This window comes from Paenibacillus sp. 453mf, from assembly GCF_900116105.1.
Classification (GTDB): Bacteria; Bacillota; Bacilli; order Paenibacillales; family Paenibacillaceae; genus Paenibacillus; species Paenibacillus provencensis.
Genome location: NZ_FPAC01000001.1, coordinates 1745918 through 1772277, shown reverse-complemented (window position 1 = coordinate 1772277; position 26360 = coordinate 1745918). Strand labels below are relative to the sequence as shown.

24 protein-coding genes and 3 pseudogenes are annotated in these 26360 nt (G+C 43.4%); 22 read left to right on the top strand and 5 right to left on the bottom strand.

The features are described from left to right. Positions 1-152 precede the first annotated feature (152 nt). The 6 genes and pseudogenes from amyS to BM415_RS08435 form a co-directional block, all read left to right on the top strand. Positions 153-1724 (top strand): annotated as a pseudogene (amyS, locus tag BM415_RS08455) (alpha-amylase); the annotation flags it as partial. Positions 1725-1748: 24 nt separating this feature from the next. Next, positions 1749-2042, top strand: coding sequence for a carbohydrate binding domain-containing protein (locus BM415_RS25490; protein ID WP_244533272.1), 294 nt, complete (start codon positions 1749-1751; stop codon positions 2040-2042). Positions 2043-2354: 312 nt separating this feature from the next. Further along, a complete protein-coding gene (locus BM415_RS08450) occupies positions 2355-2867 on the top strand; it encodes a GNAT family N-acetyltransferase (RefSeq protein ID WP_091156779.1) in 513 nt (170 codons plus the stop codon). 302 nt (positions 2868-3169) lie between these two features. Beyond that, complete coding sequence (locus BM415_RS08445; protein WP_091156777.1) at positions 3170-3499, top strand: KGG domain-containing protein; 330 nt, start codon at positions 3170-3172, stop codon at positions 3497-3499. 355 nt (positions 3500-3854) lie between these two features. Further along, positions 3855-4994: a DUF2264 domain-containing protein gene (locus BM415_RS08440; protein ID WP_091156775.1), complete on the top strand. Its 1140-nt coding sequence runs from the start codon at positions 3855-3857 to the stop codon at positions 4992-4994. Positions 4995-5023: 29 nt separating this feature from the next. Beyond that, positions 5024-6139: a glycoside hydrolase family 88 protein gene (locus BM415_RS08435; RefSeq protein ID WP_170862406.1), complete on the top strand. Its 1116-nt coding sequence runs from the start codon at positions 5024-5026 to the stop codon at positions 6137-6139. Between the two features lie 117 nt (positions 6140-6256). Here the strand turns inward: BM415_RS08435 and BM415_RS08430 are convergent, their stop codons facing one another. Further along, on the bottom strand, positions 6257-7048 hold the full coding sequence (locus BM415_RS08430) for an SDR family oxidoreductase (protein ID WP_091156772.1): 792 nt from the start codon (positions 7046-7048) through the stop codon (positions 6257-6259). 184 nt (positions 7049-7232) lie between these two features. On the opposite strand from BM415_RS08430, the gene BM415_RS08425 reads away from it, so the two are divergent. The 3 genes from BM415_RS08425 to ppsA all read left to right on the top strand — a co-directional run bounded on the left by BM415_RS08425 (position 7233) and on the right by ppsA (position 12234). Then, positions 7233-8441, top strand: a complete 1209-nt coding sequence (locus tag BM415_RS08425; protein ID WP_091156769.1) for a YhgE/Pip domain-containing protein — start codon at positions 7233-7235, stop codon at positions 8439-8441. Positions 8442-8483: 42 nt separating this feature from the next. Continuing rightward, the gene (locus BM415_RS08420) at positions 8484-9023 is read left to right on the top strand and encodes a PadR family transcriptional regulator (RefSeq protein ID WP_091156768.1); all 540 of its coding nucleotides are present in this window, start codon (positions 8484-8486) and stop codon (positions 9021-9023) included. Positions 9024-9618: 595 nt separating this feature from the next. Then, the gene (ppsA, locus tag BM415_RS08415) at positions 9619-12234 is read left to right on the top strand and encodes a phosphoenolpyruvate synthase (protein WP_091156765.1); all 2616 of its coding nucleotides are present in this window, start codon (positions 9619-9621) and stop codon (positions 12232-12234) included. A gap of 82 nt (positions 12235-12316) precedes the next feature. Here ppsA and BM415_RS25485 read toward each other — a convergent pair. Continuing rightward, positions 12317-12671 (bottom strand): annotated as a pseudogene (locus BM415_RS25485) (class I SAM-dependent methyltransferase); the annotation flags it as partial. Positions 12672-12764: 93 nt separating this feature from the next. On the opposite strand from BM415_RS25485, the gene BM415_RS08405 reads away from it, so the two are divergent. Beyond that, positions 12765-13694, top strand: a complete 930-nt coding sequence (locus BM415_RS08405; protein ID WP_091159137.1) for a VanW family protein — start codon at positions 12765-12767, stop codon at positions 13692-13694. A gap of 79 nt (positions 13695-13773) precedes the next feature. Here the strand turns inward: BM415_RS08405 and BM415_RS08400 are convergent, their stop codons facing one another. Continuing rightward, positions 13774-14685 carry a DMT family transporter gene (locus BM415_RS08400; protein WP_091156763.1) on the bottom strand — a complete coding sequence of 304 codons (912 nt, stop codon included), beginning with the start codon at positions 14683-14685 and terminating at the stop codon, positions 13774-13776. Between the two features lie 123 nt (positions 14686-14808). On the opposite strand from BM415_RS08400, the gene BM415_RS08395 reads away from it, so the two are divergent. The 5 genes and pseudogenes from BM415_RS08395 to BM415_RS08375 all read left to right on the top strand — a co-directional run bounded on the left by BM415_RS08395 (position 14809) and on the right by BM415_RS08375 (position 18230). Further along, entirely contained in the window at positions 14809-15708 is a 900-nt protein-coding gene (locus BM415_RS08395) for a helix-turn-helix domain-containing protein (RefSeq protein ID WP_091156760.1), read from the top strand. Positions 15709-15779: 71 nt separating this feature from the next. Then, complete coding sequence (map, locus tag BM415_RS08390) at positions 15780-16526, top strand: type I methionyl aminopeptidase (RefSeq protein ID WP_091156759.1); 747 nt, start codon at positions 15780-15782, stop codon at positions 16524-16526. A gap of 37 nt (positions 16527-16563) precedes the next feature. Further along, positions 16564-16870, top strand: a pseudogene (locus BM415_RS08385) (hypothetical protein). Positions 16871-17026: 156 nt separating this feature from the next. Beyond that, entirely contained in the window at positions 17027-17884 is an 858-nt protein-coding gene (locus BM415_RS25775; protein ID WP_091159136.1) for a methyl-accepting chemotaxis protein, read from the top strand. 112 nt (positions 17885-17996) lie between these two features. Then, on the top strand, positions 17997-18230 hold the full coding sequence (locus tag BM415_RS08375) for a transcriptional regulator (RefSeq protein ID WP_091156756.1): 234 nt from the start codon (positions 17997-17999) through the stop codon (positions 18228-18230). Between the two features lie 165 nt (positions 18231-18395). On the opposite strand, the gene BM415_RS08370 is transcribed toward BM415_RS08375, so the two are convergent. Then, on the bottom strand, positions 18396-18806 hold the full coding sequence (locus BM415_RS08370; RefSeq protein ID WP_091156754.1) for a DUF2000 family protein: 411 nt from the start codon (positions 18804-18806) through the stop codon (positions 18396-18398). A 283-nt stretch (positions 18807-19089) separates the two neighbouring features. Between BM415_RS08370 and BM415_RS08365 the strand changes: the two genes are divergently transcribed. The 5 genes from BM415_RS08365 (at position 19090) to rarD (ending at position 22220) form a co-directional block, all read left to right on the top strand. Continuing rightward, a complete protein-coding gene (locus BM415_RS08365) occupies positions 19090-19866 on the top strand; it encodes an ABC transporter ATP-binding protein (RefSeq protein WP_091156751.1) in 777 nt (258 codons plus the stop codon). Positions 19867-20192: 326 nt separating this feature from the next. Continuing rightward, positions 20193-20495 carry a PadR family transcriptional regulator gene (locus BM415_RS08360; protein WP_091159134.1) on the top strand — a complete coding sequence of 101 codons (303 nt, stop codon included), beginning with the start codon at positions 20193-20195 and terminating at the stop codon, positions 20493-20495. A 2-nt stretch (positions 20496-20497) separates the two neighbouring features. After that, the gene (locus BM415_RS08355; RefSeq protein WP_091156749.1) at positions 20498-20845 is read left to right on the top strand and encodes a DUF1048 domain-containing protein; all 348 of its coding nucleotides are present in this window, start codon (positions 20498-20500) and stop codon (positions 20843-20845) included. Between the two features lie 9 nt (positions 20846-20854). Further along, the gene (locus BM415_RS08350; RefSeq protein ID WP_091156747.1) at positions 20855-21172 is read left to right on the top strand and encodes a DUF1048 domain-containing protein; all 318 of its coding nucleotides are present in this window, start codon (positions 20855-20857) and stop codon (positions 21170-21172) included. 169 nt (positions 21173-21341) lie between these two features. After that, positions 21342-22220 (top strand): EamA family transporter RarD, encoded by an 879-nt coding sequence (gene rarD / locus BM415_RS08345; protein ID WP_091156745.1) that lies wholly within the window; start codon positions 21342-21344, stop codon positions 22218-22220. Positions 22221-22387: 167 nt separating this feature from the next. Here rarD and BM415_RS08340 read toward each other — a convergent pair whose 3' ends face one another. Then, complete coding sequence (locus tag BM415_RS08340; protein ID WP_091156742.1) at positions 22388-23278, bottom strand: AraC family transcriptional regulator; 891 nt, start codon at positions 23276-23278, stop codon at positions 22388-22390. A gap of 166 nt (positions 23279-23444) precedes the next feature. Here BM415_RS08340 and BM415_RS08335 point away from each other — a divergent pair, with 166 nt between their 5' ends. Continuing rightward, complete coding sequence (locus BM415_RS08335) at positions 23445-24596, top strand: Gfo/Idh/MocA family protein (protein ID WP_091156740.1); 1152 nt, start codon at positions 23445-23447, stop codon at positions 24594-24596. 471 nt (positions 24597-25067) lie between these two features. Then, positions 25068-26270 carry a glycoside hydrolase family 5 protein gene (locus BM415_RS08330; protein ID WP_091156738.1) on the top strand — a complete coding sequence of 401 codons (1203 nt, stop codon included), beginning with the start codon at positions 25068-25070 and terminating at the stop codon, positions 26268-26270. Positions 26271-26360 lie beyond the last annotated feature (90 nt).

Genomic DNA, 26360 nt, shown 5'->3' with positions numbered 1-26360 from the left:
AAAGTCGAAGGGCCACGTGGAGAGGAGGGAAAATACAAAGACTGCTTTCTTAGTTCAAAGATTGTGTTGAATTTGAATTTTTATGGCCATTTGCGCAAACGTTTGCGCTCATTTCAATTTCAAAATGAAGGCAAAATAGTCGTAGAGGAGAGATGATTTTGTTCAAGAGCATCAAAACCTTAATTTCATTCCTTGTCTGTTTAGTTTTGCTATCTTCAATAAGTATTACACAATCGAACCTGGACACGGTTCAGGCTAGTGAACAACAGACACTTGCAAGCTCTCCAGTAAATGGAACAATGATGCAGTATTTTGAGTGGTATTTGCCTAATACGGGCGAACATTGGAACAACTTGAGATCGGATGCACAGTATCTTAGCAATCTAGGTATAACAGCTGTTTGGCTTCCTCCAGCATATAAGGGCCAGGCTGGAAACAATGATGTCGGCTATGGTGTCTATGATCTTTATGATTTGGGTGAATTTAATCAAAAAGGATCGACTCGAACAAAATACGGGACCAAAAATCAACTTGTAAGTGCAATTAATGAGCTTCATCAAAATAACATTCAGGTTTACGGCGATGTGGTCATTAATCACAAGATGGGTGCAGAGGGTACTGAATTCGGTAATGCCGTTGAAGTCTCGCGAACGAACCGTAACCAGGAGACGTCAGGTGCATATAACATACAGGCGTGGACGAAATATGACTTTCCGGCACGTAACAATGCATACTCTTCGTTTAAGTGGCGCTGGGAGCATTTTAATGGAACAAGCTGGAATGAAAGTAACCAGAAGGAATCTATTTATAAATTCTCAGGTAAGAATTGGGACTGGGAAGTGGATACAGAGAATGGCAACTATGATTATCTGATGGGAGAAGATGTGGATTTTGACCATCCGGATGTCGTGAACGAAACGAAGAATTGGGGCGAGTGGTATGTAAATACTTTGAATCTGGACGGGCTTCGCCTTGATGCGGTAAAGCATATCAAATTCAGCTTCATGAAGGATTTTGTACAGAGCGTTCGGGCAGACACAGGGAAGGAATTGTTTAGTGTCGGTGAGTATTGGAGCGGAGATGTGGCGAAGCTTCAGAATTACTTGAATAAAGTAGAGCGCACCGTGTCGCTATTTGATGTCCCGCTGCATTATAGATTTCAAGCTGCTTCAAACGGAAATGGTGGATATGATATGCGAACCATCGCACAAAATACGCTGGTGGCAAGCGATCCGGTAAAATCCGTTACATTCGTCGATAACCATGATACCCAGCCTGGACAATCACTTGCTTCCTGGGTTAACGAATGGTTCAAGCCTCAAGCATATGCTTATATTCTTACTCGAGAACAAGGATATCCATCTGTATTCTACGGTGATTATTATGGAATTCCAAGCCACAATATTCAGCCCATGCGAGAAGTGCTAGACCCACTCCTAGAAGCGCGAAAGAATTACGCCTATGGTGTTCAGCATGATTACGTTAATCACCAGGATGTAATCGGATGGACGCGGGAAGGGCTGAACACGAAAGCCGGATCGGGCCTTGCAACACTTATAACCGATGGTTCTGGCGGAAGTAAAAGCATGTATGTAGGTACACAAAATGCTGGAGAGACCTGGACTGATATGACTGGAAATATATCAAATAAAGTCACAATAAATGCTCAGGGGTACGGCAACTTTAGTGTGCTTGACAGATCTGTATCCGTCTGGGTCGAAGAAGGCGCGCCAAGCTCTAATAATGTTGTGACCATTTATTACAAGCATGGCTTCAGTACTCCTTATATACATTATCGGCCGGTAGGAGGGAACTGGACATCTGTTCCCGGTGTGAGAATGCAAGCTTCTGAGGTGCCCGGCTACAGTAAGCTTAGTATAAATATTGGAAGCGCTTCACAATTAGAGGCTTGCTTCACGGATGGGAACGGAGCATGGGACAGCAACAATCAAAGTAATTACTTTTTTGATACAGGAACCTGGACCTACGGCAGCTACGGGAATATTCAGAAAGGAGCACCTGCTGGAGCTGCATCGATCTAATAGTTAAATAGTACATTGGAGCAAACGTTTGCAAGTGAATTAATCCTTAATGATAGCTTGTTCATGTCCCGAAAAATGGAGCAGCTGTCAATTGACAGCCAGCTCCTCATTTTACATAACAATGGATAGATCGTGGTATAAGCGTATGTTACGATCAACAAGTCCAAAAAATTAAAATGTTTCTTTAATGATGCGTGCCGCAGAATTTGCACAATTGCATTACATCATTAGATGTCGTACTCTAACATAAAGTATGACATCTCACATTTTAGTATGTAAATGTATGGGGATGTTTTAAAGGAGGCCTATTCTTTGATTATTCGTGTATTAACTGAGAATGACGCAGAGGCTTATCAGGCTCTCCGGCTTAAGGCCTTGCAAACCAACCCGGAAGCATTCGGATCAACTTATGAGCTTGAACTAAATTATTCAGTAGAACAGGTTGCCCAGCGCATAACTTCAACGAGTAACAAGTTTACACTTGGTGCATTTATGGAAAATGAATTAATAGCTATTGTGACCTTCCTACGCGAAATCAACATGAAAACCGCACACAAAGGGAACATTTATGGAATGTATGTAGCATCCGAACATCGCCGAATGGGTCTTGGTAAAAAGTTACTCGAAGAGCTGATCATATTAGCAGGGAAGCAAGAGGGATTGGAGCAAATTAATTTGACTGTGATGTCAGATAATAATTCTGCGAAAAAGCTATACGAAGAGTTAGGTTTTAGAGTGTTCGGCAAGGAAAAAAGAGCTTTAAAATATGCGGGAAGTTATTTTGATGAAGATTTTATGTGTTTAGATATGATAACTATTGAATAAAGATTGAAGCGAGTAGCGGATTTATATCATTCCCGCGCTGCTTTATAGCCAACAGATTCCGCTCAAGAGCGGATGCTCAGGCTGTCGAGAAAACCTCGGCAGCCATTTTTATTTCTTAATAATTCAACACGACACCGCGTTAATGATGGTGAAGCACCAAGTAGAGCAAGTATAGCCATTTGTTCGAATGAATATGGATTTTATACTAAAAGGGAGTTTAATATTTTTGGAGGCGGGTAATTCAATAACGTACCGGAAGTAAGAAAGACTTCCTAAACTAATCTACTAAGGAGTGAATTCAAATGGCAAACAATCGAGACAACAAAATGAGTCGTGAAGAAGCAGGTCGTATGGGTGGAGAAGCAACATCTAACAATCACGATAAAGAATTCTACCAAGAGATTGGGAAAAAAGGTGGAGATGCTACTTCTCGGAATCATGATCAGGAATTTTATCAAGAAATTGGTGAAAAGGGAGGAGAAGCGACTTCCCGGAACCACGACAAGGAATTTTACCAAGAAATCGGCCGTAAGGGTGGAGAAGCTCGTGATGACTCCAATAATGATGGTAAAATGAGCAGAGAAGAGGCAGGGCGCAAGGGTGGAGAGGCGCGCTCCCGTCAAAGAGATTAATATCCCTCTATTTTCATTAAGTAGAGATTGATTAAAAATTAAAAGTCATTGAATTTTAGATTTCAGTATTTTTGGATGTTGTTTCATATAAAGAGAATGACTCTGGAATAAATCCGGAGTCATTTTCTTTTGTTCTAGCAGAAACAGCTAAATCCAATCCTTGCTTTGTGGGCAAATGAATTCCTTCTGTGTGATTCTTTGATTTCCTTACGGATCTTTTAACGATAGATAGGTAATGTAGACATCGAAATGAAGATTTTGACCAGCTCTGCTATTAAAAAAGTTTATTGAATGGTCGGAGGCAAGCGTCTATACTTTTTTTGGAAGCAAGGAGATGAAAAAGGAGGCAGCAACGATGTCGGTCGATCGTAAGTATTGGGTGGATACTCTGGTTCGCATTGTTCGTCCTGTACTGTATTCATTATCAGAACGTCGGCTTAAGATGGATATGCCTGTTGAAGCAAGGGTGGGGGATCGATCCGATTACACTTATCTAGAAGCGCTCGGGCGAACGCTTGCTGGAATTGCACCATGGCTTGAACACGGTCCTCGTACAGGAGAAGAAGGAGAAATTCGGGCACAGATGGCCGAGCTGGCAAGACGGGCAATGGATATGGCTACAGATCCGGCTTCTCCAGACTATATGAATTTTACGATTGGAGGACAGCCTGTAGTCGACGCGGCTTTTCTTGCGAACGCGGTGCTCCGCGCTCCGAGTGTGCTGTATGCACAGCTGGATGAGAAAGTAAAAAGGAATTTGATCTCAGCTCTGCGGGCAACCCGTATTATACGACCTGTATTCAGCAATTGGCTGTTATTTAGCGCAATGATTGAAACCGCTTTATTTCGAATGGGAGTAGAAGACTGGGATCGCATGCGAGTGGATTATGCGCTAAGGCAGCATGAGCAGTGGTATAAGGGCGATGGTGCTTATGGAGATGGGCCTGCATTTCATTGGGATTATTATAACAGCTATGTCATTCAGCCCATGCAGGTGGAAATATTGGATGCTGTTGGAGATCAGTATGGAGATTGGGCAGAACTTCGAGCCAAAGTGTTTACGAGAGCTGAACGCTATGCCGCTGTTTTGGAACGGTTCATATCACCAGAAGGCACATTCCCGCCCATTGGACGATCCTTGGCCTATCGCTTTGGCGCATTTCAGCATTTATCATTAATGGCCTTAAGGGAGGAGCTCCCGGAAGAGTTGGAACCGGCTCAAGTTCGCTGTGCGCTTACGGCGGTCATCAAGCGGCAGGTCCAGATGCCGGGTACTTTTGATGATTCCGGCTGGCTGCGAATCGGATTTGCCGGAAGTCAGCCTGATATCGGAGAAGCCTACATTTCGACAGGCAGCTTATATCTGTGTACGACGGTATTTCTACCATTAGGGCTGTCGCCTGACACTGCATTTTGGCAAGGACAGGCCGAGTGGACGGCACTTAAGGCATGGTCTGGTGGGACTGTCCATTTGGACAAAGCCATTTTGAGATAACCATTAGCGTTCTCGAGAGGAGCATTAATATGACAATTCAACCGGATTGGGTACAAGAAGCTTGGGATCAAACGGTAGCAAAAGTGAAGCGGGTTCATCATCGAATTGGAGACCGTTTTCCACATGCAAGTGTGAATGGTGAATATCAGCTGGAGCGAGCCTCTTGGTGGACCGCCGGCTTCTGGCCAGGTTTACTGTGGCTTGTTTACCGTGATACCAAAGACGATGCATTGAAGGAAACAGCAGAATCCTGCGAACGTCAGCTCGATTCATTGCTTGCTGATGCGAATCTGGTAGATCACGATATCGGATTCATGTGGACCTTAACAAGCGGGGCTAGATATAAGCTTCTAGGAGCAGAGGACTCGAAACGGAGAGCCGTGCTAGCCGCTAATCTTCTGGCTGCGCGATTCAACATTCAAGGCAGTTACATTCGAGCGTGGAATGGAGAGAATAATGCAGGCTGGGCAATCATTGACTGCTTAATGAATTTACCCCTGTTATACTGGGCTTCTCGTGTGACGGGAGATCCAAGGTATAAGCACATCGCCGTTAAGCACGCCGATACGGTGCTGAAGCATTTTTATCGGCCTGACGGTTCCGTTAGTCACATCGTTGTATTTGACCCGGAATCCGGAGAGAAGCTGGAGGTGATGGGAGGACAAGGGTACGCACCAGAATCAGCATGGTCTCGCGGAACGGCGTGGGCTATTTATGGAATGAGTCTAAGCTATCACTATACAGGTAAGCAGGAATATCTGGATGCCGCCAAGCAAACGGCTCATTTCTTTATGGCTAATTTACCGGAGGATCATGTTCCTTATTGGGATTTCCGTTCACCGGAAGGAATTCCCTCGATTCGAGATTCCTCTGCCGGAGCTTGTGCCGCTTGCGGACTCCTGCTCATCGCAGATCAGGTTAACGGGCTGGAGGCGGATATATACCGCAAATGTGCAGAGCGAATCCTTTATTCCCTATATACGAATTATGGAGCATGGGAATCGAAAACAGAGGAAGGTCTCATTTTACATGGAACGAGTCATTACCCTGGGAATAGCAATGTTGATGTCCCATTAATTTATGGGGATTATTACTTTGCAGAAGGCATTTCGCTGTTAATGGGACACCAAGATAGGTTTTGGTAAGATCCATTTGTTGAATAAATACTTCGACCATTATGTATCCTTACGTTCAGCCGCCATATGGCGGCTTATATATTTTGGGGATGTAAATTATAGTCCACGAGATTTATTGCGCTGTGTTTATTTAAGAAGGGACTCAGCACCATCAATATATATTTCCGTTCCGGTGATATGTGATGATAAGTCGGAAGCGAGGAATGTCACTAAATCAGCGATCTGCTCAGGTTGACCCGGTCCATGTTCCAGAGGCTGATCACCTTCAGGAAATTTGACTGGGATCTCAATGTCCTTAATATCAGAGGAGTTGTGAATGGATTGTCCAATGTGAGTTTCAACAGCACCTGGACATATCGCGTTTACGCGAATTTTGTACTGCGCGAGTTCCAGAGCAGCCATTTTCATAAGTGCAATTTGTCCGGCTTTTGAGGCGCTGTAAGCAGTATATCCGGCTTGAGAGAAAATGCGGTTTCCACTAACAGAGCTTGTAATTATGATGCTGCCTCCATACTCTTTCATGAAGGGGATGGCATGTTTAACGGTCAAGAACGTACCTCTTAAATTGGTATGGATCGTGTGGTCCCAATCGTCTTCCTTCATCGTTTCTATAGGTGCCATTTCTCCGGCAATACCTGCGTTGGCAAATACAATGTCAAGACCTCCCCAATGATCGCTTGCTGTACGGATTCCCTGTTTGACGTCTTGAGATGAATTGATATCGCACTTCTCGGCTATGACCTCGCCACCGGATTCCTCAATTTGCGTCTTCACCCTATTCACATGTTCAAGGTCTAGATCTAACAGGCACACCTTCACGCCTTCTCTTGCGAATTGCAACGCTGCGGCACGTCCAATACCAGAGCCAGCTCCAGTGATTACAGCAATTTTACCTTTTAGGTTATGATGGCTTGACATAGATTTGCTCCTTTCGGATATATTGATTTTTCAAATATTTTACACCAGTCATCGATACGATAAACCCCGAGTCATTTGATTTTCTTGAAAAGTAAGAGTAATATATAATATACTTTGATTAAAGTGCTTTTATAAAACTACTCTCAAAAAAGTAAAATTTCGCTCGAAAGGAAGAAGATGAATAATGAAGTTTAAAACGTTTTTAAAAACAAGAGGAGCGATTGCCGCCATTTTTATGGGGATATTTTACGCGGTCGCGATGCTGGGGATTTTTCTCCCCGGATATACCGCAATCCCGAACAATATTGATAAACTCCCCGTTGCCATCGTAAATGAAGATAAAGGAGAGTATGGGGGAACGATTGCCGAGCAGTTACAGGAGAATTTGCCATTTGAAGAGATTTCAACGGATTTATCGAATTCAGAGGCGCTGGCTCAATTGGAAGATAATGATTTGGCGTTGGTGGTTCATATTCCAGAGACGTTCTCGCAGGATTTGCAGAGCGGGGATGTGTCATCCAGCATTGACTTTACAACGAATGGTGCAGGAGCAACGGTCGTCTCCTCGTCCATGTCCTCCATTGTTAGTGAAATCAACAATCAATTAAGCACTCAGTTCTCGACGCAAACCGCACAAAATATATTGATGACACTAAATGTCCCGGAGGATCAAGCGGCTGAGATGGCCGAGAAGATCGAAACGACTTATGTCGGCAACTCCGTAACCATTAATGAAATCCCAGCAGGAATGCATAACAATATGCTGCCGATGTTCCTGACTATGGCGGGTTATGTTGGTGCAATGATTGGGGCTATGCAGCTGGTCGGCTCCTATAAAGCTAATCGGGGTACAACCAGCAAGTGGCGATTGTTCTTATATGTTCAGATTACTGCTTTACTTATTGCGACACTATCCTCGGCCGCAGGAATTGGTATTTCATATGCCGTGACCAATCACGGATCAGAGATGTTCTTCACCTTGTGGGGTCATCAAATCCTGAACTATATGGTTTGCTTCAACTTCACTGCGATCTTGATCTTCCTGGTAGGTGAAGGGGGCATGATTCTGAACATGCCGATCTTATTGCTTCAAACGATAGCTAATGGAGCAACCATCCCGCGAGATATGATGTATTTGCCATATGAATGGATGAGTTATATTTCACCGATGTACTATGCCGTACAGGCAAACTTTGAATTATTATTTACGGATAACAGCTCCGCATATCATCACTGGATGATGGCGGCCGTAGGTGGAGGAGCTCTGCTCATCAACTTGCTGATTGTGGCATTCCTGCACAAGCCTCAGGCAGCAGAAGAATCGATACAAGATTCGCTGATCGAAGACACGACACAGCCAAATGTTAAAAAAACTGCTGAAATTACGGTTTAAGATCTGCTACAATAAGGAGAATGATGCTGAAGGAGCTAAAGCATGGAAGTCCAAATTTATATTCTGAGCAAGCTGATGGAAGGCAATAATTATCCTTACCTCTTAAAGAAGCATTTGTCGGAGCCGATTCCATTTGATGAGTTTACAGGCTTAACCGAGAGCAAGCTTTATTATCATTTTGAAGTGTTGACTAAGCAAGGCTTGATCGAAGTCGTAGAAGTGGTTCGTGAAGAGCACCGGCCGGATAAACAAGTATTTGCAATCACAACAAAAGGCCGAGAGGAGCTTCCCAAAAAAATCTATAAGTTGTTTGAAAATGCAGCTGATGTCAGTGGAATGACGATTGGCATGGCAAGCTTGCAGCACGTGGATCGGGACAAGGTTGTTACTATTCTGGAGAAGAAATTGCAGAAATATCAAGATCGTTGGGAGCATATTTCCCAATTTGAAAAGTATATAGAAGTGGATGAACAAAGAAGAAAATTTGTTGATTTCATGACCAGCTATACGTCCAGCAGGGCGAAGCATACCACCGATTGGCTCGAACACTTAATCGATCTTATTAAAGATGGAGCAATTTAACGGCCTAACAAATGAATAAGCTAATAAAAGCTTCTGATACCTAGATGGGTATCAGAAGCTTTTTTATTGCTCTTTGGCAATGACAATGATCATTCCTAGTTGTCATGCCTCTCAAATTGTTTGCGATGGCGGATACCTTTTCTGAGCGATATGCATTTGTCGGACCTTCCATTAGACCGCTGTCACCGCAGGAGAGCAATACAAAGGATAGACAAGTAATCTATATTTCCCTTGAGACAGTTCTTAATAAGAATCATGAGCTTTACAAACACTGTATCAACGCATTTGCAGGATCAAATTATACAGCACATCCGATGTTTTCATTACGCATAGTGGCATGAATAGTGTAGATAATTCTGATGTAACAGGAGAAAAAGCGTTGTAAAAGCGCATAACCAAATATGTAAAAAGAACCTCGGCAGCAATTGCCGGGTTCTTTCGTCTTGTATATAAACAGATACGCTGATATAATAATATAGATTTTCAGTTCGAATATGTAGGAATAAATATTACATCTTATAATTTTATATTATCATGCCGGCATACGGACTGTCAAATGTTTTTTTCTCAATCTAATCGTTAGGGGAGATATGAAATGGATCCTTTGGTTCTCGGTTTTCAGGAAATGGATGAACAGCAGTTAAGGCTTGTTGGCGGAAAAGGACTAAATCTAGGAGAACTGACCAAAGTTCAAGGGGTTAAAGTACCTGATGGATTTTGTATTACTACCGTAGGATATCAAACAGCTCTCTCACAGAATAAGGTTTATCATGCTCTCCTGAATCAGCTTGCCATGCTAACTGTAGAAGACCGGGATCAGATTGGTGAAATCTGTAAGGAGATCCGGAACACCATTATGGCTGCAGGAATTCCTTCCGATGTTGAGGAAGCAACAGCTCAATATCTCTCCAAGCTGGGTGAAGAATATGCCTATGCCGTGCGATCAAGTTCAACTGCAGAAGATTTGCCGCATGCTTCTTTTGCCGGTCAGCAAGACACTTATTTAAATGTAATTGGTACAGAAGCTATCTTGCAGCATATCAGACAATGCTGGGCTTCTCTATACACGGATCGTGCGGTAATGTATCGTATGCAAAATGGATTTGATCACAGCCAGGTTAAAATATCCGTCATCGTCCAAAGGATGGTGTTTCCAGAAGCCTCGGGGATCTTATTCACCGCGGATCCCGTTACTTCGAACCGAAAGCTGCTCACGATTGATGCCAGCTATGGACTCGGGGAGGCGCTCGTCTCTGGCATTGTATCTGCAGATGGCTATAAAGTGCGCGATGAAGAAATTGTTGATAAGAAGATTGCAACGAAGAAATTGGCGGTGTATGGACGGCCTGAAGGCGGTACAGTGACTCGGGACATTCATCCTGATCAGCAAAAAACACAGACGCTGACGGATAAGCAAATCATGGAGCTGGCTCGGATCGGGAGACAAATTGAAGCTCATTTTAGCTATCCGCAAGATATTGAATGGTGTTTAGCTAATGATGAATTTTATATTGTCCAGAGCAGACCAATCACGACATTATACCCGATTCCTTACGCAAATGATCAAGAGAATCACGTGTATGTATCCGTCGGCCATCAACAAATGATGACAGATCCCATCAAGCCGCTGGGTCTGTCCTTCTACTTATTGACGACGCCTGCACCCATGCGCCCAGCGGGGGGAAGATTGTTCGTCGATGTTACACCGGTGCTATCTACACATGCCGGGAGAGAGCACATCATAAACACGCTGGGACATTCCGATCTGCTCGTTAAGGACGCACTATTGACGCTTATTCAACGCGGAGATTTTGTTCCAACATTAGATACGGAGAATACAGAGAAGAGCAGGAGTGCGGACAGGGAAGGCAAGTCGACAACTGCTTCTGAGGTATGGGTAGAATACGATAAGGCTATCGTATCTGAGTTGATTAAGAAAACTCAGGATTCCATTGCCGAGCTGAAGCATACGATAAAGGCGAAATCAGGCACAGCTTTGTTTGATTTTATTCTGGAGGATATTCAGCAGCTAAAGAAGATCTTGTTCGATCCTCAAAGTTCTAAAATAATTATGGAAACGATGAATGCTTCAGCCTGGATCAATGAGCATATGTACGAATGGCTCGGAGAAAAAAATGCAGCGGATACCCTCTCACAATCGGTACCGCACAATATTACTTCGGAAATGGGTCTTGCATTGCTCGATGTTGCAGATGTCATCCGTCCTTATCCGGATATCATTCATTTTCTACAAGAGGCTGAAGATAATCGCTTTTTGGATGAACTCGTTAAATTTGATGGTGGACAGAAGGCCCGAGATGCAATCTATGCTTACCTGGACAAATACGGGATGCGCTGTGTTGGAGAAATTGATATGACACGAACGCGTTGGAGTGAGAAGCCGATCACACTTGTTCCATTAATTCTAGGTAACATTAGAAACTTCGAGCCTAACGCAAGCCAGGTTAAATTTGAGCAAGGACGGCAGGAGGCTCTCAGCAAAGAGCAGGAGCTGTTGGATCAACTAAAGCGGCTGCCGGATGGTGAGCAAAAAGCGAAAGAAACCAAGCAGCGGATTGACCTCATCCGGGATTTTAGCGGATTTAGAGAGTATCCGAAATACGGCATGGTTAATCGCTACTTTATATATAAGCAGGCGCTGTTGGGAGAAGCAGAACAGCTTGTACAGGCAGGGGTTATACAGGATAAAGAAGATATTTATTATTTGACTTTTGATGAACTTCATGAGGTTGTGCGTAGCCATACACTGGATCAACAGCTTATTATGAACCGGAAAGATGAGTATCAGCGATATGAGAAGCTGACACCACCACGCGTGATGACATCTGATGGAGAAATGATTGCAGGCAGATACCACCGTGATAATCTTCCTCCAGGAGCGATTGCGGGCTTGGCTGTCTCTTCTGGAATTATAGAGGGGCGTGCGCGTGTCATTCTGAATATAGAGGATGCAAATCTGGAGGATGGTGATATATTAGTCACTTCCTTCACTGACCCAAGCTGGACACCCTTGTTTGTATCTGTTAAAGGTCTCGTCACCGAGGTTGGAGGATTAATGACTCACGGAGCCGTTATCGCAAGAGAATACGGCTTGCCAGCTGTGGTCGGTGTGGATGATGCCGTCAAATTGATAAAAGATGGGCAGCGAATTCGTGTGAATGGTACAGAAGGGCATATTGAATTGCTGTAAAAAAGTAGAGATTCGATCATATCATCTTATTATGAATCCTCCTCCGTACAATGGATGAGGATTCATAATAAGAAATTGGATACTATAGCTTTCTTGCTTTGACTACAAAAGTTACAGGGAGCATCTTTGCTCTGTGTGCAAGCTCGCTGCTATCGTCCCTGATTGCATCAGTTCATCATCCGTTTCCTCAATCATTTGCTCAATGACAAAGCCTGCATTTGAGAGCGCATTCACATAGACCAGCTAAAACGAACAAACCGTCTTTTTTAAGATAAGAAGCGATCCGGTTAAAAGTACCCTCAAGGTCGGTGGTCCAGCCTATGGATATATCGAATATACATAGTCAAAATAATCCACGGGTATGCCGCATTCCTCTTGCGTTCCCCCTGGTATTGCAGGGATTGACCGTTTCCACAGCCAATCTCCAGCAGCTTTTTCCTCTCTGCTGCTAATGCATGATTTTCTCAAAAGCTTACCATAATACCAGAAGGACTTATATGGAATCGATTGGAGTAGGAGGTAGAAGCAATTTGAAATGGTTATCCATTATGGTCCTGTTTGGACTGCTCATGACACAGGCGAACCCGGCGGATCTGTTAACTGTAACCCAAGATGGAAACTCGCTGAGTACTATAGATCGGAGCGAGCACAATCTTGGCGTGTTTCCGCTCATCAATATGGATACCTACAACCAGTGGGTGGATCAATTAGATCAAATAAGTATAAAGAAGCCAGAAAATGCACGAATTGCGGCGGATGGCCAGATTGAAGAGGGGCACAACGGATATCGCTTGGATCGACGTAAAATGCTGATATTATTCTGCAACTATTACTATGGGAAGGGACCGGCGACGGTCGAGCTGCCGACCTACATATTACATCCCAAAGTAGATGCCGAGATACTGACTTCCATCCGAACGAAGCCGATCGGGTATTATGTAACTTATTTTAATTCGAATAATAAAAATCGCTCGCATAACATTGCCTTGGCGGCCAAGGCTATTGACAGTACTGTTGTTTTTCCCGGAGAGACGTTTTCTTTCAATGAGGTTGTGGGCATGAGAACTATAGAGAAGGGCTACAAACGAGCGGGCATCATTGTTCGGGGCGAACTGTCCGAGGGTGTGGGCGGGGGCATATGTCAAGTATCCTCCACCTTGTTTAATGCAATTGACAGAGCGGGACTTCAAATCGTGAAGCGGTATTCTCATAGCCGGAACGTCCCTTATGTTCTGTCAGGAAGGGATGCAACCGTCAGCTGGGGAGGGCCGGACTTCGCGTTCCAGAACGCTTATAATGAGCCGATCCTGATTCGTGCTTACAGCAGCGGCGGCCAAATTGCGGTGTCTGTGTATTCCTCGGAATTTATCGAGTATCAGCCACGGCACGTACCAGGTATGTCCAAGCATCTTCCTGAAGAGATCGTGGATCGACGTGAGACTTCCGTTAACGGAAAATAGAGTTCTCTATTCGTCGATTCCATTCCAACCACAATTCGATACCAAGTGGTTGGAACGAAATATCAGTATCCGTCAGAGTCTATAGGTCCGTATTATTTGATGAAGCATCTCTATGAACAGCTAAGAAAATGATCATTATAATGATGCAGCTGGTCCCAATCCATTGAAACCCTCCAAAGGGATCCTTTAACCAGAATACAGTCGTTAATACAGCGGCTACGGGCTCAAGGCTGCCCATAAGACTGGACTCCTTTGGAGACAAGCTGTTTAAGCTTTCAATATAGAACCAAAATGCCAACATGGTTCCAAAAATAATGACAAATATTAAATATAAATAGGCTTCAATCGGCAAGTTTGTGATCATCAAATCCCAAGGTGGATGGATAATGCTGATAGCTACTCCTCCTATAATCATTGCCCAGCCGACGATCACTAATGAATCGTATTTCTTGAGAAATCGGACAGCATATAGGGTATAGAAAGCAAGAGCAACTCCGGATAACACTCCCCAAACAACCGCATCATATGGTACGGAGAGCTGGGTCAATGAACCATTTGTCAGCAAGAAGAAACATCCAATTAAAGACAGCGCTGCTGTAAATATATCCTTCTTCGTTGGGGCTGATTTACCCCGAATTAACAGAAACACAATAATCATGACAGGTGCTAGATACTGCAATAATGTTGCTACAGCAGCGTTCCCCCGATCGATCGAAGCCATATACGTATATTGAACTCCAAGCATACCAACGAGTCCAAACAGAATGAGTTGGAGAGATAGCTTTTTATCTGTCCAGATTTCAAAGATGTTTCTGCTGCCCTTCTTACAACATTGAACTGCAAGGAGTAATATTCCTGCAATGAGTAAACGGACTGTAACGAGCGAACCCATATCGATGCCGTATTGGAACAGCTTCTTTGCAACCGTACCGCCAATCCCCCAAAATATAGCTCCCAAAATAATGAAAATGAATCCTTTTCCTCTATTCATGTTCAACACTCCATTAAAGTATTAAAATTGTATCCTACTTTGACCATAATAAATAAAAAGTGTATAAATATATACAATTATCAGATTTAAAAATATAAATATATTGAGGTCGGGGGTTCATGAATGCAATTTAGAGAATTCACAATTGACCGGGATTTTAAAGAGCTTACGGAGCACCGAACCACTGTATTACCACTAGCATGTTATCACACAACGATCCTGCAAAATATAAATGGATATATCCCTATGCACTGGCACGAAGAGCTTCAATTTGTACTTATTATTAAAGGACAAGCCATCTTTCAGATCCAGGAAGAAAAAGTGCTATTGGATGAGGGAGAAGGCTTATTTATTAATAGTGGCTGCCTGCACCTTGCCAAAGATACTAACGCTTCTGGATGTGCCTATATTTGTTTGAATGTTTCTCCAAGATTTATGGTTTCCCATGAGTTATTTAGCACTTATGTATACCCTTATATAAAAGCAACAAACTTATCCTACATTCTCCTGGACACAAAAGAGCAGTGGGTGACAAACATTCTGGATGGCATCATGGAGATCGACCGATTGATCCAGCAAAGTCCAGCTATATATGAGATTGATATTTCTATCAAGCTGGCACAGATATGGAGAAACCTGATTGTGAATCGTTTTCAATTAGAATACAAAGAAGCTGAGATGTTAAAAAACGAGAAAATGAAAAATATGTTGAATTGGATACATCAACATTATGCTGAGAAGATTGCTTTGGAGGATATAGCCAGAGCGGGGCAGCTTAGCAGATCCGAGTGTTGCCGTTATTTCAAACGATTTCTAAAGGATACACCCTTAAGTTATGTGATGGAATACCGTATTCAAAAAAGCCTGAGCTTACTGCAAGAGCCGGAATATAATGTTACTGATGTTGCTTATCAGGTCGGATTTAATAGTACCAGCTATTTTATTGATCAATTCAGGAAAACGATGAACACGACTCCGTTAGCATATAAAAAGCAAAAAAATAATCAAATATCATTACGATAGTTATCCTTAAATATATAATTGAGCGATATATGTGTTAAAGTAAATTCATCAGTTAATTTGGAGGGGCTTACATGACAATAGGGTCACAAAAGGACATTGATGGTCTGAAGGAAATTGGCAGAATTGTTGCCATGACGATCAAAGAAATGAAACGTCACGCACGTGTAGGAATGACGACGAAGGAACTGGACGATCTGGGTGGGCAGTTTCTAAGCAGGTATGGGGCAATGCCGGCACCGAAGATAACTTACGATTTCCCTGGAATTACCTGTATTAGTATCAACCACGAAATTGCTCACGGCATTCCAGGCAATCGAATCATTCAACCGGGCGATTTAATCAATATCGATGTTTCTGCAGAAGTGGGGGGATATTATGCCGATGCGGGACATTCTTTTCAGATCCCTCCATATGAGACATCTATAATGCGTCTGTGTGAATACACACACCAGACAATGATGAAAGTAATCTCTTCACTTAAGCATGGAGTAAAATTGAATGAAATCGGAAGAATTATTGAAATCGAGGCTAAAAAAGGCGGTTACAACATAATCAAAAATCTGTGCAGTCATGGTATCGGAAGATCTCTGCATGAGTCCCCGACAGAGATTTTACCCTTCTACAACAAACATGATAAACGGGTATTGAAGGATGGTATGGTCATTACAATCGAGCCCTTTTTATCTACAGGAGCAGGATATGCTGTTGAGCAGCCGGATGGCTGGACCTTAGGTGTATCCGACAATAGCTTTGTAGCACAACATGAACATACTATTATAGTTACTAAGAATAAGCCAATAATTGTGACTGCAGTATAGTTAATTATTCATAAAAGAATAAGGTGGACTTGTGATTATGGGAAGCATCTATAATGAAGCGTATGTAGAAGAAATATTAGCTCGTATCGACAAACTTAAATCGGATTCAAAACCACTCTGGGGTAAAATGAACGCTGCTCAAATGTTAGCTCACTGCTCTTCATTCCAAGACGTTGCAACAGGAAGCTCCCGTCCTCGGCGAAGCTGGATTGGAATATTGGTGGGTAGCCGTTCATAGTGAGAGGTTGGAAATTACGAATCCGCATCCCTTTTTTGGGTCTGAGGAATGGAGTATGGGACTATACAAGCACTTAGATCACCATTTAAAGCAGTTTGGCAAATAGTGGCTTGTTTCCTCGCGGATTGTCTTACATATCAAAATCAATAATTATCAAAGTTTTTGCTCAGTTTAGTGTTAAAAGATCTTATTTAACTTGAGTCTTTTGACGATATTATATTTATTAATATGAAGGGCTAGGAGTGAAGATATGAATACACCAATGGAAATTGATACACAGCATGACCTTATCCAATCATTTATAAAGGTGGCTCCGTTCTTGAACAGTCTCTCAAACGATGACATTACCATAGGGATCTATGATACGGAGAAGCTGATCATAAATATTCCAGGAAAGACATTTTCGCTTAATGTAAACCCGGGAGACCCTTTGCTGGAAGGGGATATTGTAACAAACGCAATTCGAAATAATACATCTTTATCCGCGATTGTGCCAAAAGAGCTGTTTGGATTTCCGCTAGCGGCTAGAGCGATTCCGCTGCATGACGAAGAGGGCAGAGTAATTGGTGGAATTGGTATGGGGACAAGTCTTGAGAAAGCGAGCAGGCTGTTTGAGATGGCAGAGAGCTTTTCTGCAATTGTCGAGGAGTCCACGGCCTCTATTGAGGATATTAGTCGTGCTGTGACTCACCTTAATGATCGTGTAACAGACATCACTACACAAATGAAAGACATTAGCTCAAGTGCTCAGCAGATCGGCAAGATATCAACGGTAGTAAATGAGATTTCGGATCAAAGTAACCTGCTCGGTCTCAATGCTGCCATTGAAGCTGCTCGAGCTGGTGAAGTAGGAAGAGGCTTCTCAGTTGTTGCCGGAGAGATCAGAAAGCTAGCTACGAGCTCCAAGAGCAACGTAGATCAAATTAATGGAATTACTCAAAATATCCAGGAACTTCTGTTGCGTTTAAATCAAGCTTTTTCAGATATTCACACATTAGCTGATACGCAATTAGGTACAATTCAAGAATTTACGGCTACCATTCAAGAGATCAGTGTCAAAGCAGAAGAGTTAGCTCAGGTTGCCGAACAATCATTATATTCAAACAATAACAGTGAATAAATTTTATAAATGAGCTGAGCTTCATCGAAATAGCCCTTTATACAGTATAATCATACTGGAAATCGACAACCCTTAAGATTAAATATTATCTTACGCGGGAGGTCAGCGCTTCTTGAAATATGAACTGGGACGTTGCTTGCTCAATGAACGATTGATGGAATCCGGGAAGTCGGCGGAATGGCTGGCAAAGGATTTGCTTATCAAACCGGAACGAATCTATGACTTTATTGAAAACAAAAGAGTGATGCCACTCAAAATTGCCATATCAATTGCCGATTCCATCGGTTGTGATGTTGGTGCCTTGTATGAATTAATTCCGAACGAATATGAATTAAAGGGAGAATAACGGATTAATTTGGTGAGTGGCATTCCACATTATCAAACAATGATTACTTAAATGACATTTCAGAACTTGTATTACTAAAGAGGGGGCTGCAAAAGCGGTACCTCTGTCTTTTTCGACCATATCTAACTGGAAAAGATACGAAAACTATGTCCATAACTCTAAATATTATTTGAATACACTATATTTTTTCGTAGCGCTGCGGACTAATTCGTCTTCCCCCCAAACAATGACCCCTAAAATTCTTGATTCTTCCGTAGTTAGTGATGAGATTTCCAGAGCATACTGTTCAAACGCGTTATTTAACGATTGCCCCGTCTTTGAAAAAACAACACTTTTAATTTTAGACTCGTCGGAGTTAAGAGATTGTACTAAATTTAAAATTTGACCTTCTCCAGCTTTCAAAATAACAGTGCTGAATTTAATCCCCGCATGCCGAATATTTCCTTTGTCAAGCACAGGATTGTCAGAATAGATATCAGAGTCAATTCGTGATGCTTGTCCCATCAGGATAGCAGAAACATTAGAAGCAGCGCCGATCTCGAGATTTTTTTCTAAGATGATTGCGATTCGATTCATTATGCAGTTTTCACTCCTAAGTATTTTTTGTGAAACAAATCCATGGCATTCGTTATATAGATGGTAATTATCCTATCGTTAGTAATTTTGTTATTCATGTAATTCTACTAGTTTCATCGGGTATTGACAATTTCCTACCAGCTCTGCTAAGATGAGCCACAATAACGAATAATAACTTGGATCATTATGAATCGACTGGTACCACCGGAGATTCGGCTAAGCACCTTTTTTCAAAGGTCAGCCGAGTCTCTTTTTATTTTTCAATAAGAATGGGGGAACCATCATGTCCGAAGCACGTACATCGATTCTCGAAGTGAACGCAGTGAATAAAACCTTTAGGGGAGAGCAGGGCACTAACCACGTTCTAGATGAAATAAATCTTACGGTCAAGGATGGAGACTTCACGACCATTATCGGACCGAGCGGCTGCGGAAAGAGTACGCTGCTCAAAATTGTTGCAGGACTGGATACCCATTATGAGGGAGATGTACTCCTCAAGGGGAAGCGGGTAGATCGTCCGTCTCAGGAAAAAGGCTTTATCTTTCAGGAGCACAGGCTGTTTCCTTGGCTTAGTGTGGAGCAGAACATCGCTGCTGATCTATCACTAAAAGATCCGGAGATTCGAAGCCGAGTCGACGAGCTGATTGAACTGGTTAAATTGGGAGGATTCGAAAAGGCATTTCCAAGAGAGCTGTCGGGTGGGATGTCACAGCGGGTTGCGATTGCACGTGCACTGCTCAGACAGCCGGAGGTAATGCTGCTCGACGAGCCGTTCGGTGCTTTGGATGCTTTTACGAGAGGGCATATGCAGGAGGCGCTGCTCGATATATGGCAGACCAACCAGACCGCGATGGTGCTTGTCACCCATGATATTGATGAAGCTGTGTTCTTGTCCACCCGCGTAGTCGTTATGGACCGCCGTCCAGGCCGAATCAAGGCTATCGTGCCCATTGATCTGCCTTATCCACGGAAACGGACCAGCCGTGCCTTTACCGAGCTGCGCACCTTAGTATTGGATGAGCTGGATCATCGTGAGGAGCAGGAAGCATACAGTATTTAGGTTTGCTATAAACTTAATAGCATCTGATGTTTAGCATTAACGATATAGAATCCCCAAGAAATAAAACCAATTCTACCTTCTCAATAATGATACTGTTTTAAGGCCGAGCTTCTTGAAGCTCGGTCCTTTTCGATTAGACAATTAAATCCATGAACTGCAATGTATGAAGTATATCGAAGTGCATAGTTGAAAAGATAAATTCAATGTAAGAGCAAACGATATTGACAAACACGCTACTAAGTGTTACCTTATAGCGGTAGTAAGTATTACATTATACCGGTCGCAATGAATAACAAGGAGAGACTGTCTTGGATAACCTAACAGAAATGCTCAAAGGCGTGCTTGAGGGCTGCGTTCTTGAAATAATAAGTCGCGAAGAAACCTACGGCTACGAAATTACTCGGCGATTGAACGCCCTCGGCTTCACCGATGTTGTGGTCGGAACGGTGTATACCATCCTGATCCGACTTGAAAAGAACAAATTGGTGGAGATTACTAAGAAGCCGTCCGACATGGGACCACCACGAAAATTTTACTTGATCAATGACGCGGGGCGTGAGGAATTGCAAAAGTTCTGGGAAAAATGGGAGTTCGTATCTTCAAAAATCAATGAGTTAAAGGAGAATTAATAATGAACTTTTGGGAGAAAATCACTGGCAGCGACATGACTAAAGAAATGAAAGCTTTTGACTCGCGCGCCAAAAAGCTGCCGGCTGATTATCAAGCAGCATGGGATCACATTAATGCCCATCTCTGGCCGCACTCCGATTTCACGGGTCGTAACCTCATGCCAATCCTTGACGGTGTACTTGGTCTGTTCGAAGAAACAGCGGCGGACGGTCAGAGTGTTCAAGAGGTTTTGGGTGGCGATATAAAAGGTTTCTGTTCAGCACTGACCGGCGAAGAAGGGGCAAAATCTTTTCGCGACAAGTGGCGCGAGCAACTCAACAATAATATTGCTAAAAAATTAGGTAAATAGGAGGGTAAAATGAGAATACAAGATATCATCGAAGGCAAAAAGGAGTGGCGAGCGCACGTTGCACGTGTCAAAGCGCTCCCGCAAGATTATCAGATGGTCTATAAAGAAATTCAAAAATATCTCTTTAAGGTTGGTCCTGTCGAGCTAACTGAAGGAACGGATTTACTCTCGGGGATTGTCGATCTTTTTGAAGAAGGTGCGGCCTCGGGCAAAGGTGTGCTCGAAGTAACGGGCAGTGACGTAGCAGCTTTCTGTGACGACCTCATCAAAGGTTCAAAAACATATGCTGATATCTATCAGGAGTCTAATAACCAAAGTACAGAATAATACGGGAAATAAAAGTCAGAGACATGGCAAAAGTGCAAGATATCAATTTGGGAAAAGGGTAAAATCCAAGTGAGTGTCTTGCAAGAGGACCAATTATTTCCTTTACTTGAGCGAGGATTGAGGCGTATAATTCGTTCAGACATCGTAGCGAGAAGAAAGGAAATTAAATATGAACAATGGGTTGGTTAACGCTATTATTGCGTATATCATGTGGGGAGTTCTCCCGCTTTATTGGAAGTTGTTTGAAGATGTACCGGCAGGCGAAATTCTGTCGCATCGGGTTGTCTGGTCGTTCGTCTTCATGGGTATTCTTGTTACCGTCCAGCGCCGCTGGGCTGACATGAAGAGAATTGCGGCTAGCCGCTCACTCTTACTGTCGCTCGGCGCAAGCGGGCTACTGATTGCTGTTAACTGGCTCATCTTTATCTGGGCGGTTAACAATGGGCATGTCGTTGAGACAAGCCTTGGTTATTATTTGAATCCGTTACTGAACGTGCTGCTAGCGGTTGTCTTCCTTCGTGAGAAGCCAAACCGAGGCCAATGGCTTGCCATTGCCATCGCTGGCGCTGCTGTGCTCATCATCGCCATCGACTACGGACGGTTCCCGTGGGTCGCGATCTCACTGGCTGTGTCGTTTGGGTTGTACGGCCTCGCGAAGAAGAAAATCGTACAAGACGCTTCTGTAGGTCTGCTGTCAGAGACGGCTGTAGTCCTGCCCGTCGCGCTTGGCTACTGGGTCTATTTGGCCGCTGTAGGAAAGACAACGGCATGGACACTGCCTGCCCCTACGTTCGTTGAACTGCTGCTATCCGGAGTAGTAACGGCGCTGCCGCTGCTCTTTTTTGCCCGGGCAGCTGCCCGGATGGCGTTGTCTACGTTAGGTTTTGTACAATACATCGGACCGACGATTATGCTGTTTCTAAGTGTGTTCGTGTTCAAGGAATCGGTCTCGCCGGTTCTGCTCGTTGGTTTCGCGCTCATCTGGACAGCCCTCGTCGTATACGCTATAGCATCGGTTCGCAGCACGAAACTCGCGAAGGCGAGCTGACAGCGAAACGTTCTGGTACCATCTAAACGGCTATTCCCGCGGCATAGGAAGGGAATGGCCGTTTTTCGTTTGCAACTGCTCCCTATTGTAATTATTCTACTGACTATCACCGCGGACCAAATCAATACAGCGCTGTCTTAATCTAAATTTCACAAACCTTTACTCGTTTACTGTAAATTGAACGAATGATCGACCCACCGTTTGCGGTATTGAAGGGGCGTGACACCCATGTGTTCTTTAAACAATTTGCAAAAATACGACACATTCGTCAAGCCGATCTCCTCTGCAATTACCATAATCGGTTTGTTCGTCGTCGTTAACAAGTGAACAGACTGATGTATTCTGCGAGCTGCGATATATTGAGAAATACTGACCCCGGTTGCTTCTTTAAATACATGAGAAAGGTGGTAGGAGGATAGGTGCAAGGAATAGGCTAAGTCGTCCAAACGATAAGGAACATGATAGTTCTTTTCGATCCAGCTTAATATTTTTTCCACCTGGTGATTTCTGCGCTTGACCGGAAGAACCCCCGAATTTCCTTCCCGTTCAACCCATAGGGGATGAAGAAAATGAAAAATATTGACGAGAAACAGTGAAATTTCCTCCGTGCGATTTGATTCATCTAAATAAGGCATACGCGCTTGAAAGGTTTTAAATTGATGAACCAGGGCATGCTGCTCGTCAACGTTATACAGGCATGGGAAGAGCAGCTTCCCCAGACAGATATGTTTAAAAAAGGTATGAAGCTTAGGCCATTTTTCGAAATAGGATTCGAACAGCGTTGGTTCAAAAATAGCCAAAGATCTTTCGAAACATTGATCATTGGAATAATCCAATTTTAGATGATGAAGTTGATAAGGCTGAAAAATACAGAGCATGCCTGGTTTAATCTCATAGCTCCGGTTATTTACGATCATTGTTCCGCACCCTTTGTGGATTAAGAGCAATTCGATGCCTAGATGGGAGTGAAATGTTTCGATATGTTCATTGTTAACACTTTTGCGTTTATACGCGAAATGAAGGGTTTGTTCATTAAAATTATAAAGATCATATCGCATAGTACTTCACCCTCCCGGCATGTTTGTATCCAACGTTACCAATATACCGGACCTGTTATAAAACCGCAATCCAGCGTTATTTAATCCACACTACAGCATCACATTGGAAAGTCTTATTGAGGTACTATCATGTTGAGAACATCTTTAGGTAAGGGGAGGAGTTATTGTGCAAAAGGTTGCGATCATAGGTGCTGGAGCAATATCCAGAGCTCATATTCATGGTTTTTTACAGTTCAAGGATCGCTGTCAGATTGTAGCCCTATGTGATATGTATCCCGACAAGGCTGAAGCAAAGAAAAACGAATATGGACTTGATGCTAAAATTGTTAGCGATTACAAAGAGCTGCTTTATGAGGGAATCGATCTCGTCTCCATCTGTTTACCTCCATATGAGCATGCACCGATAGCGATAGATTTTCTGAACGCGGGATGTCATGTATTGGTAGAAAAGCCCATGGCATCATCGTTGGAGGAATGCGACCTCATGATAGAAGCAGCTCAGAGCAGCGGCAAAGTACTGTCGGTTGTGGCTCAGAACCGATTCACAAATCCGATTATGAAGCTAAAAAAGATGCTGGACACCGGACTTGCGGGACCGATCTTGCATGCCCAGGTAGATTCCTTCTGGTGGCGCGGCCATTGCTACTATGATCTCTGGTGGCGTGGTACCTGGGAGAAGGAAGGGGGCGGCTGCACGATGAACCATGCGGTTCATCACATCGACGCATTGGTTTGGATGATGGGTCGACCGAGCCAGGTTCAAGCGTTCATGAGCAATGTTGCACATGACAATGCCGAGGTTGAAGATTTATCCATTGCGATGCTTCGTTTTCCGAATGGTACACTGGGGCAGATCACAAGTTCGGTTGTGCATCATGGTGAAGATCAACAGTTTATTTTCCAGGGACGGCATGCCCGAATTTCGGCTCCTTGGAAAATATCCGCTTCGTCGTCGAAAACGAACGGTTTTCCTGAAAAGAATGTTGTACTGGAAGAACAGCTACAGCAAGCGTATGACAGCCTGCCAAATCTGCGGTATGAGGGACATATTGCTCAAATCGACAATGTCCTGTATGCCATTGAGTCGGGCGAGCCTCCATTGATTGATGGAGTTAGCGGACGTGCCACTTTGGAAATGATAATGGCCATCTATAAAGCAGCCAGCACCGGAGAGAGTGTCAGTCTTCCGCTGGCTGCTGGGGATCCATTCTATACACAAGCAGGCGTTAAACAGAATGCCATTCATTTCTATGAGAAAAGCGCCCATATTGATAATTTCACTGATCAACAGATTACGGTCGGACCTTCATTGGAATAGCGTAAACCTAGCCCAGAAAGAAGCATTGATTATTCAATAGTAGATTGCTCTACAGTTGCACAAGCATATATTCCCATTGAAAGTCGCTAATTTAGCGGCTTTTTTATTTCATCGTGCAGGAGTTCTATTGTTATCGTGCTGTCGGAAGGTGCTCCTCGGAGTATCTTATATCTCTGCCGCACAGTTTGTGGTATCCAGACATTATGTTCGACAATCATCAACACAGACTTGGCTCCGTCGGCGGGTTGAGAGGTTAAATATACGAAAATATTAAGTAACAAACTATCAAAATACTAAAAATTAAATACCTATATTTTCCATAAATATGTTATTCTGTTGGTGTTAGACCAGTATTGTGTTTGATCGATAGAGAAAGGAAAGGAGGGGCGGATTCTCGAATCAATCAATCTATATAGCGAGAGTAGCTGTACTGCTGATTAAGACAAAAATAAGATAAGCGGAGGTTTGGTTATGCTCACACAAATGAAGAAATTTGGCGTTCTCAGCTTAGCTCTAGTATTGCTGGCGACTGTTGTCCTTACAGGGTGGAACACCCGCGTATCAGCAGCTAATTTCAGATCATTGTCGGCTTCTCAAATAGTGCCGGAGATGGGTGCAGGATGGAATTTGGGTAATCAGCTGGAAGCATCGGTGAATGGTACACCGAATGAGACGGCCTGGGGCAATCCAGTCATTACCCCGCAGCTGATTCAAAAGGTAAAGGCTGCCGGCTTCAAAACAATTCGAATTCCCGTATCCTATTTGAATCATATTGGAAGCGCTCCCAACTATACTATTGATGCTGCATGGCTGAATCGAATTCAAACAGTGGTTGACTATGCTTACAATGAAGGGCTTTATGTCATTATTAATATTCACGGTGATGGATACAATTCCGTGCCCGGTGGATGGTTACTGGTGAATGGAAGCAATCAAAATGCCATTAAGGAAAAATACCAGAAGGTGTGGCAGCAGATTGCTACCAAGTTCAGCAACTATAATGAACGTCTAATTTTCGAATCGATGAACGAAGTGTTTGATGGAACCTACGGCAATCCGAATTCGGCATATTACGCTAATCTGAATGCCTACAATCAAATCTTCGTGGATACGGTCCGTAAGACCGGAGGCAATAACAATGCCAGATGGCTGCTTATTCCAGGCTGGAATACCAATATTGATTACACGGTAGGTAATTACGGCTTCGTTCTTCCAACGGATAACTTCAGATCCTCAGCTATTCCTAGCTCGGAGAAGAGAATCATGATCTCGGCACACTATTACTCACCATGGGATTTTGCAGGTGAGGAATCGGGTACCATTACACAGTGGGGAGCAACGGCAACCAATCCTTCCAAGAAGTCTACTTGGGGACAAGAAGACTATCTGGAATCGCAAATCAAATCCATGCACGATAAGTTTGTAACCCAAGGTTATCCGGTGGTCATTGGTGAATTCGGCTCAATCGATAAAACAGCGTATGATTCAAGTAATAATGTATATCGCCAAGCTTTTGCCAAAGCTGTAACAGCAACCGCCAAGAAATACAAATCAGTTCCGGTTTATTGGGACAATGGTCATAACGGTCAGCATGGTTTCGCTTTGTTTAACCGTTCGAACAACACAGTTACCCAACAAGGCATCATTAATGCCATCATGCAAGGTATGCAATAAACAAACCTTGCGCCTAAAACGTATAGACGGCGTGTTCCCGTAGAAGGGGACACGCCGTTTTGATGCGAACGAATGGTACACCAGAAACAT

What these genes read in the sequence shown, in the direction of transcription:
- BM415_RS08445 (WP_091156777.1), top strand. Translation starts at nt 3,170, where the DNA reads ATGGCAAACAATCGAGACAACAAAATGAGTCGTGAAGAAGCAGGTCGT.
- BM415_RS08440 (WP_091156775.1), top strand. Translation starts at nt 3,855, where the DNA reads ATGTCGGTCGATCGTAAGTATTGGGTGGATACTCTGGTTCGCATTGTT.
- BM415_RS08435 (WP_170862406.1), top strand. Translation starts at nt 5,024, where the DNA reads ATGACAATTCAACCGGATTGGGTACAAGAAGCTTGGGATCAAACGGTA.
- BM415_RS08430 (WP_091156772.1), bottom strand. Translation starts at nt 7,048, where the DNA reads ATGTCAAGCCATCATAACCTAAAAGGTAAAATTGCTGTAATCACTGGA.
- BM415_RS08425 (WP_091156769.1), top strand. Translation starts at nt 7,233, where the DNA reads ATGAAGTTTAAAACGTTTTTAAAAACAAGAGGAGCGATTGCCGCCATT.
- BM415_RS08420 (WP_091156768.1), top strand. Translation starts at nt 8,484, where the DNA reads ATGGAAGTCCAAATTTATATTCTGAGCAAGCTGATGGAAGGCAATAAT.
- ppsA (WP_091156765.1), top strand. Translation starts at nt 9,619, where the DNA reads ATGGATCCTTTGGTTCTCGGTTTTCAGGAAATGGATGAACAGCAGTTA.
- BM415_RS08400 (WP_091156763.1), bottom strand. Translation starts at nt 14,685, where the DNA reads ATGAATAGAGGAAAAGGATTCATTTTCATTATTTTGGGAGCTATATTT.
- BM415_RS08395 (WP_091156760.1), top strand. Translation starts at nt 14,809, where the DNA reads ATGCAATTTAGAGAATTCACAATTGACCGGGATTTTAAAGAGCTTACG.
- map (WP_091156759.1), top strand. Translation starts at nt 15,780, where the DNA reads ATGACAATAGGGTCACAAAAGGACATTGATGGTCTGAAGGAAATTGGC.
- BM415_RS25775 (WP_091159136.1), top strand. Translation starts at nt 17,027, where the DNA reads ATGGAAATTGATACACAGCATGACCTTATCCAATCATTTATAAAGGTG.
- BM415_RS08370 (WP_091156754.1), bottom strand. Translation starts at nt 18,806, where the DNA reads ATGAATCGAATCGCAATCATCTTAGAAAAAAATCTCGAGATCGGCGCT.
- BM415_RS08365 (WP_091156751.1), top strand. Translation starts at nt 19,090, where the DNA reads ATGTCCGAAGCACGTACATCGATTCTCGAAGTGAACGCAGTGAATAAA.
- BM415_RS08360 (WP_091159134.1), top strand. Translation starts at nt 20,193, where the DNA reads ATGCTCAAAGGCGTGCTTGAGGGCTGCGTTCTTGAAATAATAAGTCGC.
- BM415_RS08355 (WP_091156749.1), top strand. Translation starts at nt 20,498, where the DNA reads ATGAACTTTTGGGAGAAAATCACTGGCAGCGACATGACTAAAGAAATG.
- BM415_RS08350 (WP_091156747.1), top strand. Translation starts at nt 20,855, where the DNA reads ATGAGAATACAAGATATCATCGAAGGCAAAAAGGAGTGGCGAGCGCAC.
- rarD (WP_091156745.1), top strand. Translation starts at nt 21,342, where the DNA reads ATGAACAATGGGTTGGTTAACGCTATTATTGCGTATATCATGTGGGGA.
- BM415_RS08340 (WP_091156742.1), bottom strand. Translation starts at nt 23,278, where the DNA reads ATGCGATATGATCTTTATAATTTTAATGAACAAACCCTTCATTTCGCG.
- BM415_RS08330 (WP_091156738.1), top strand. Translation starts at nt 25,068, where the DNA reads ATGCTCACACAAATGAAGAAATTTGGCGTTCTCAGCTTAGCTCTAGTA.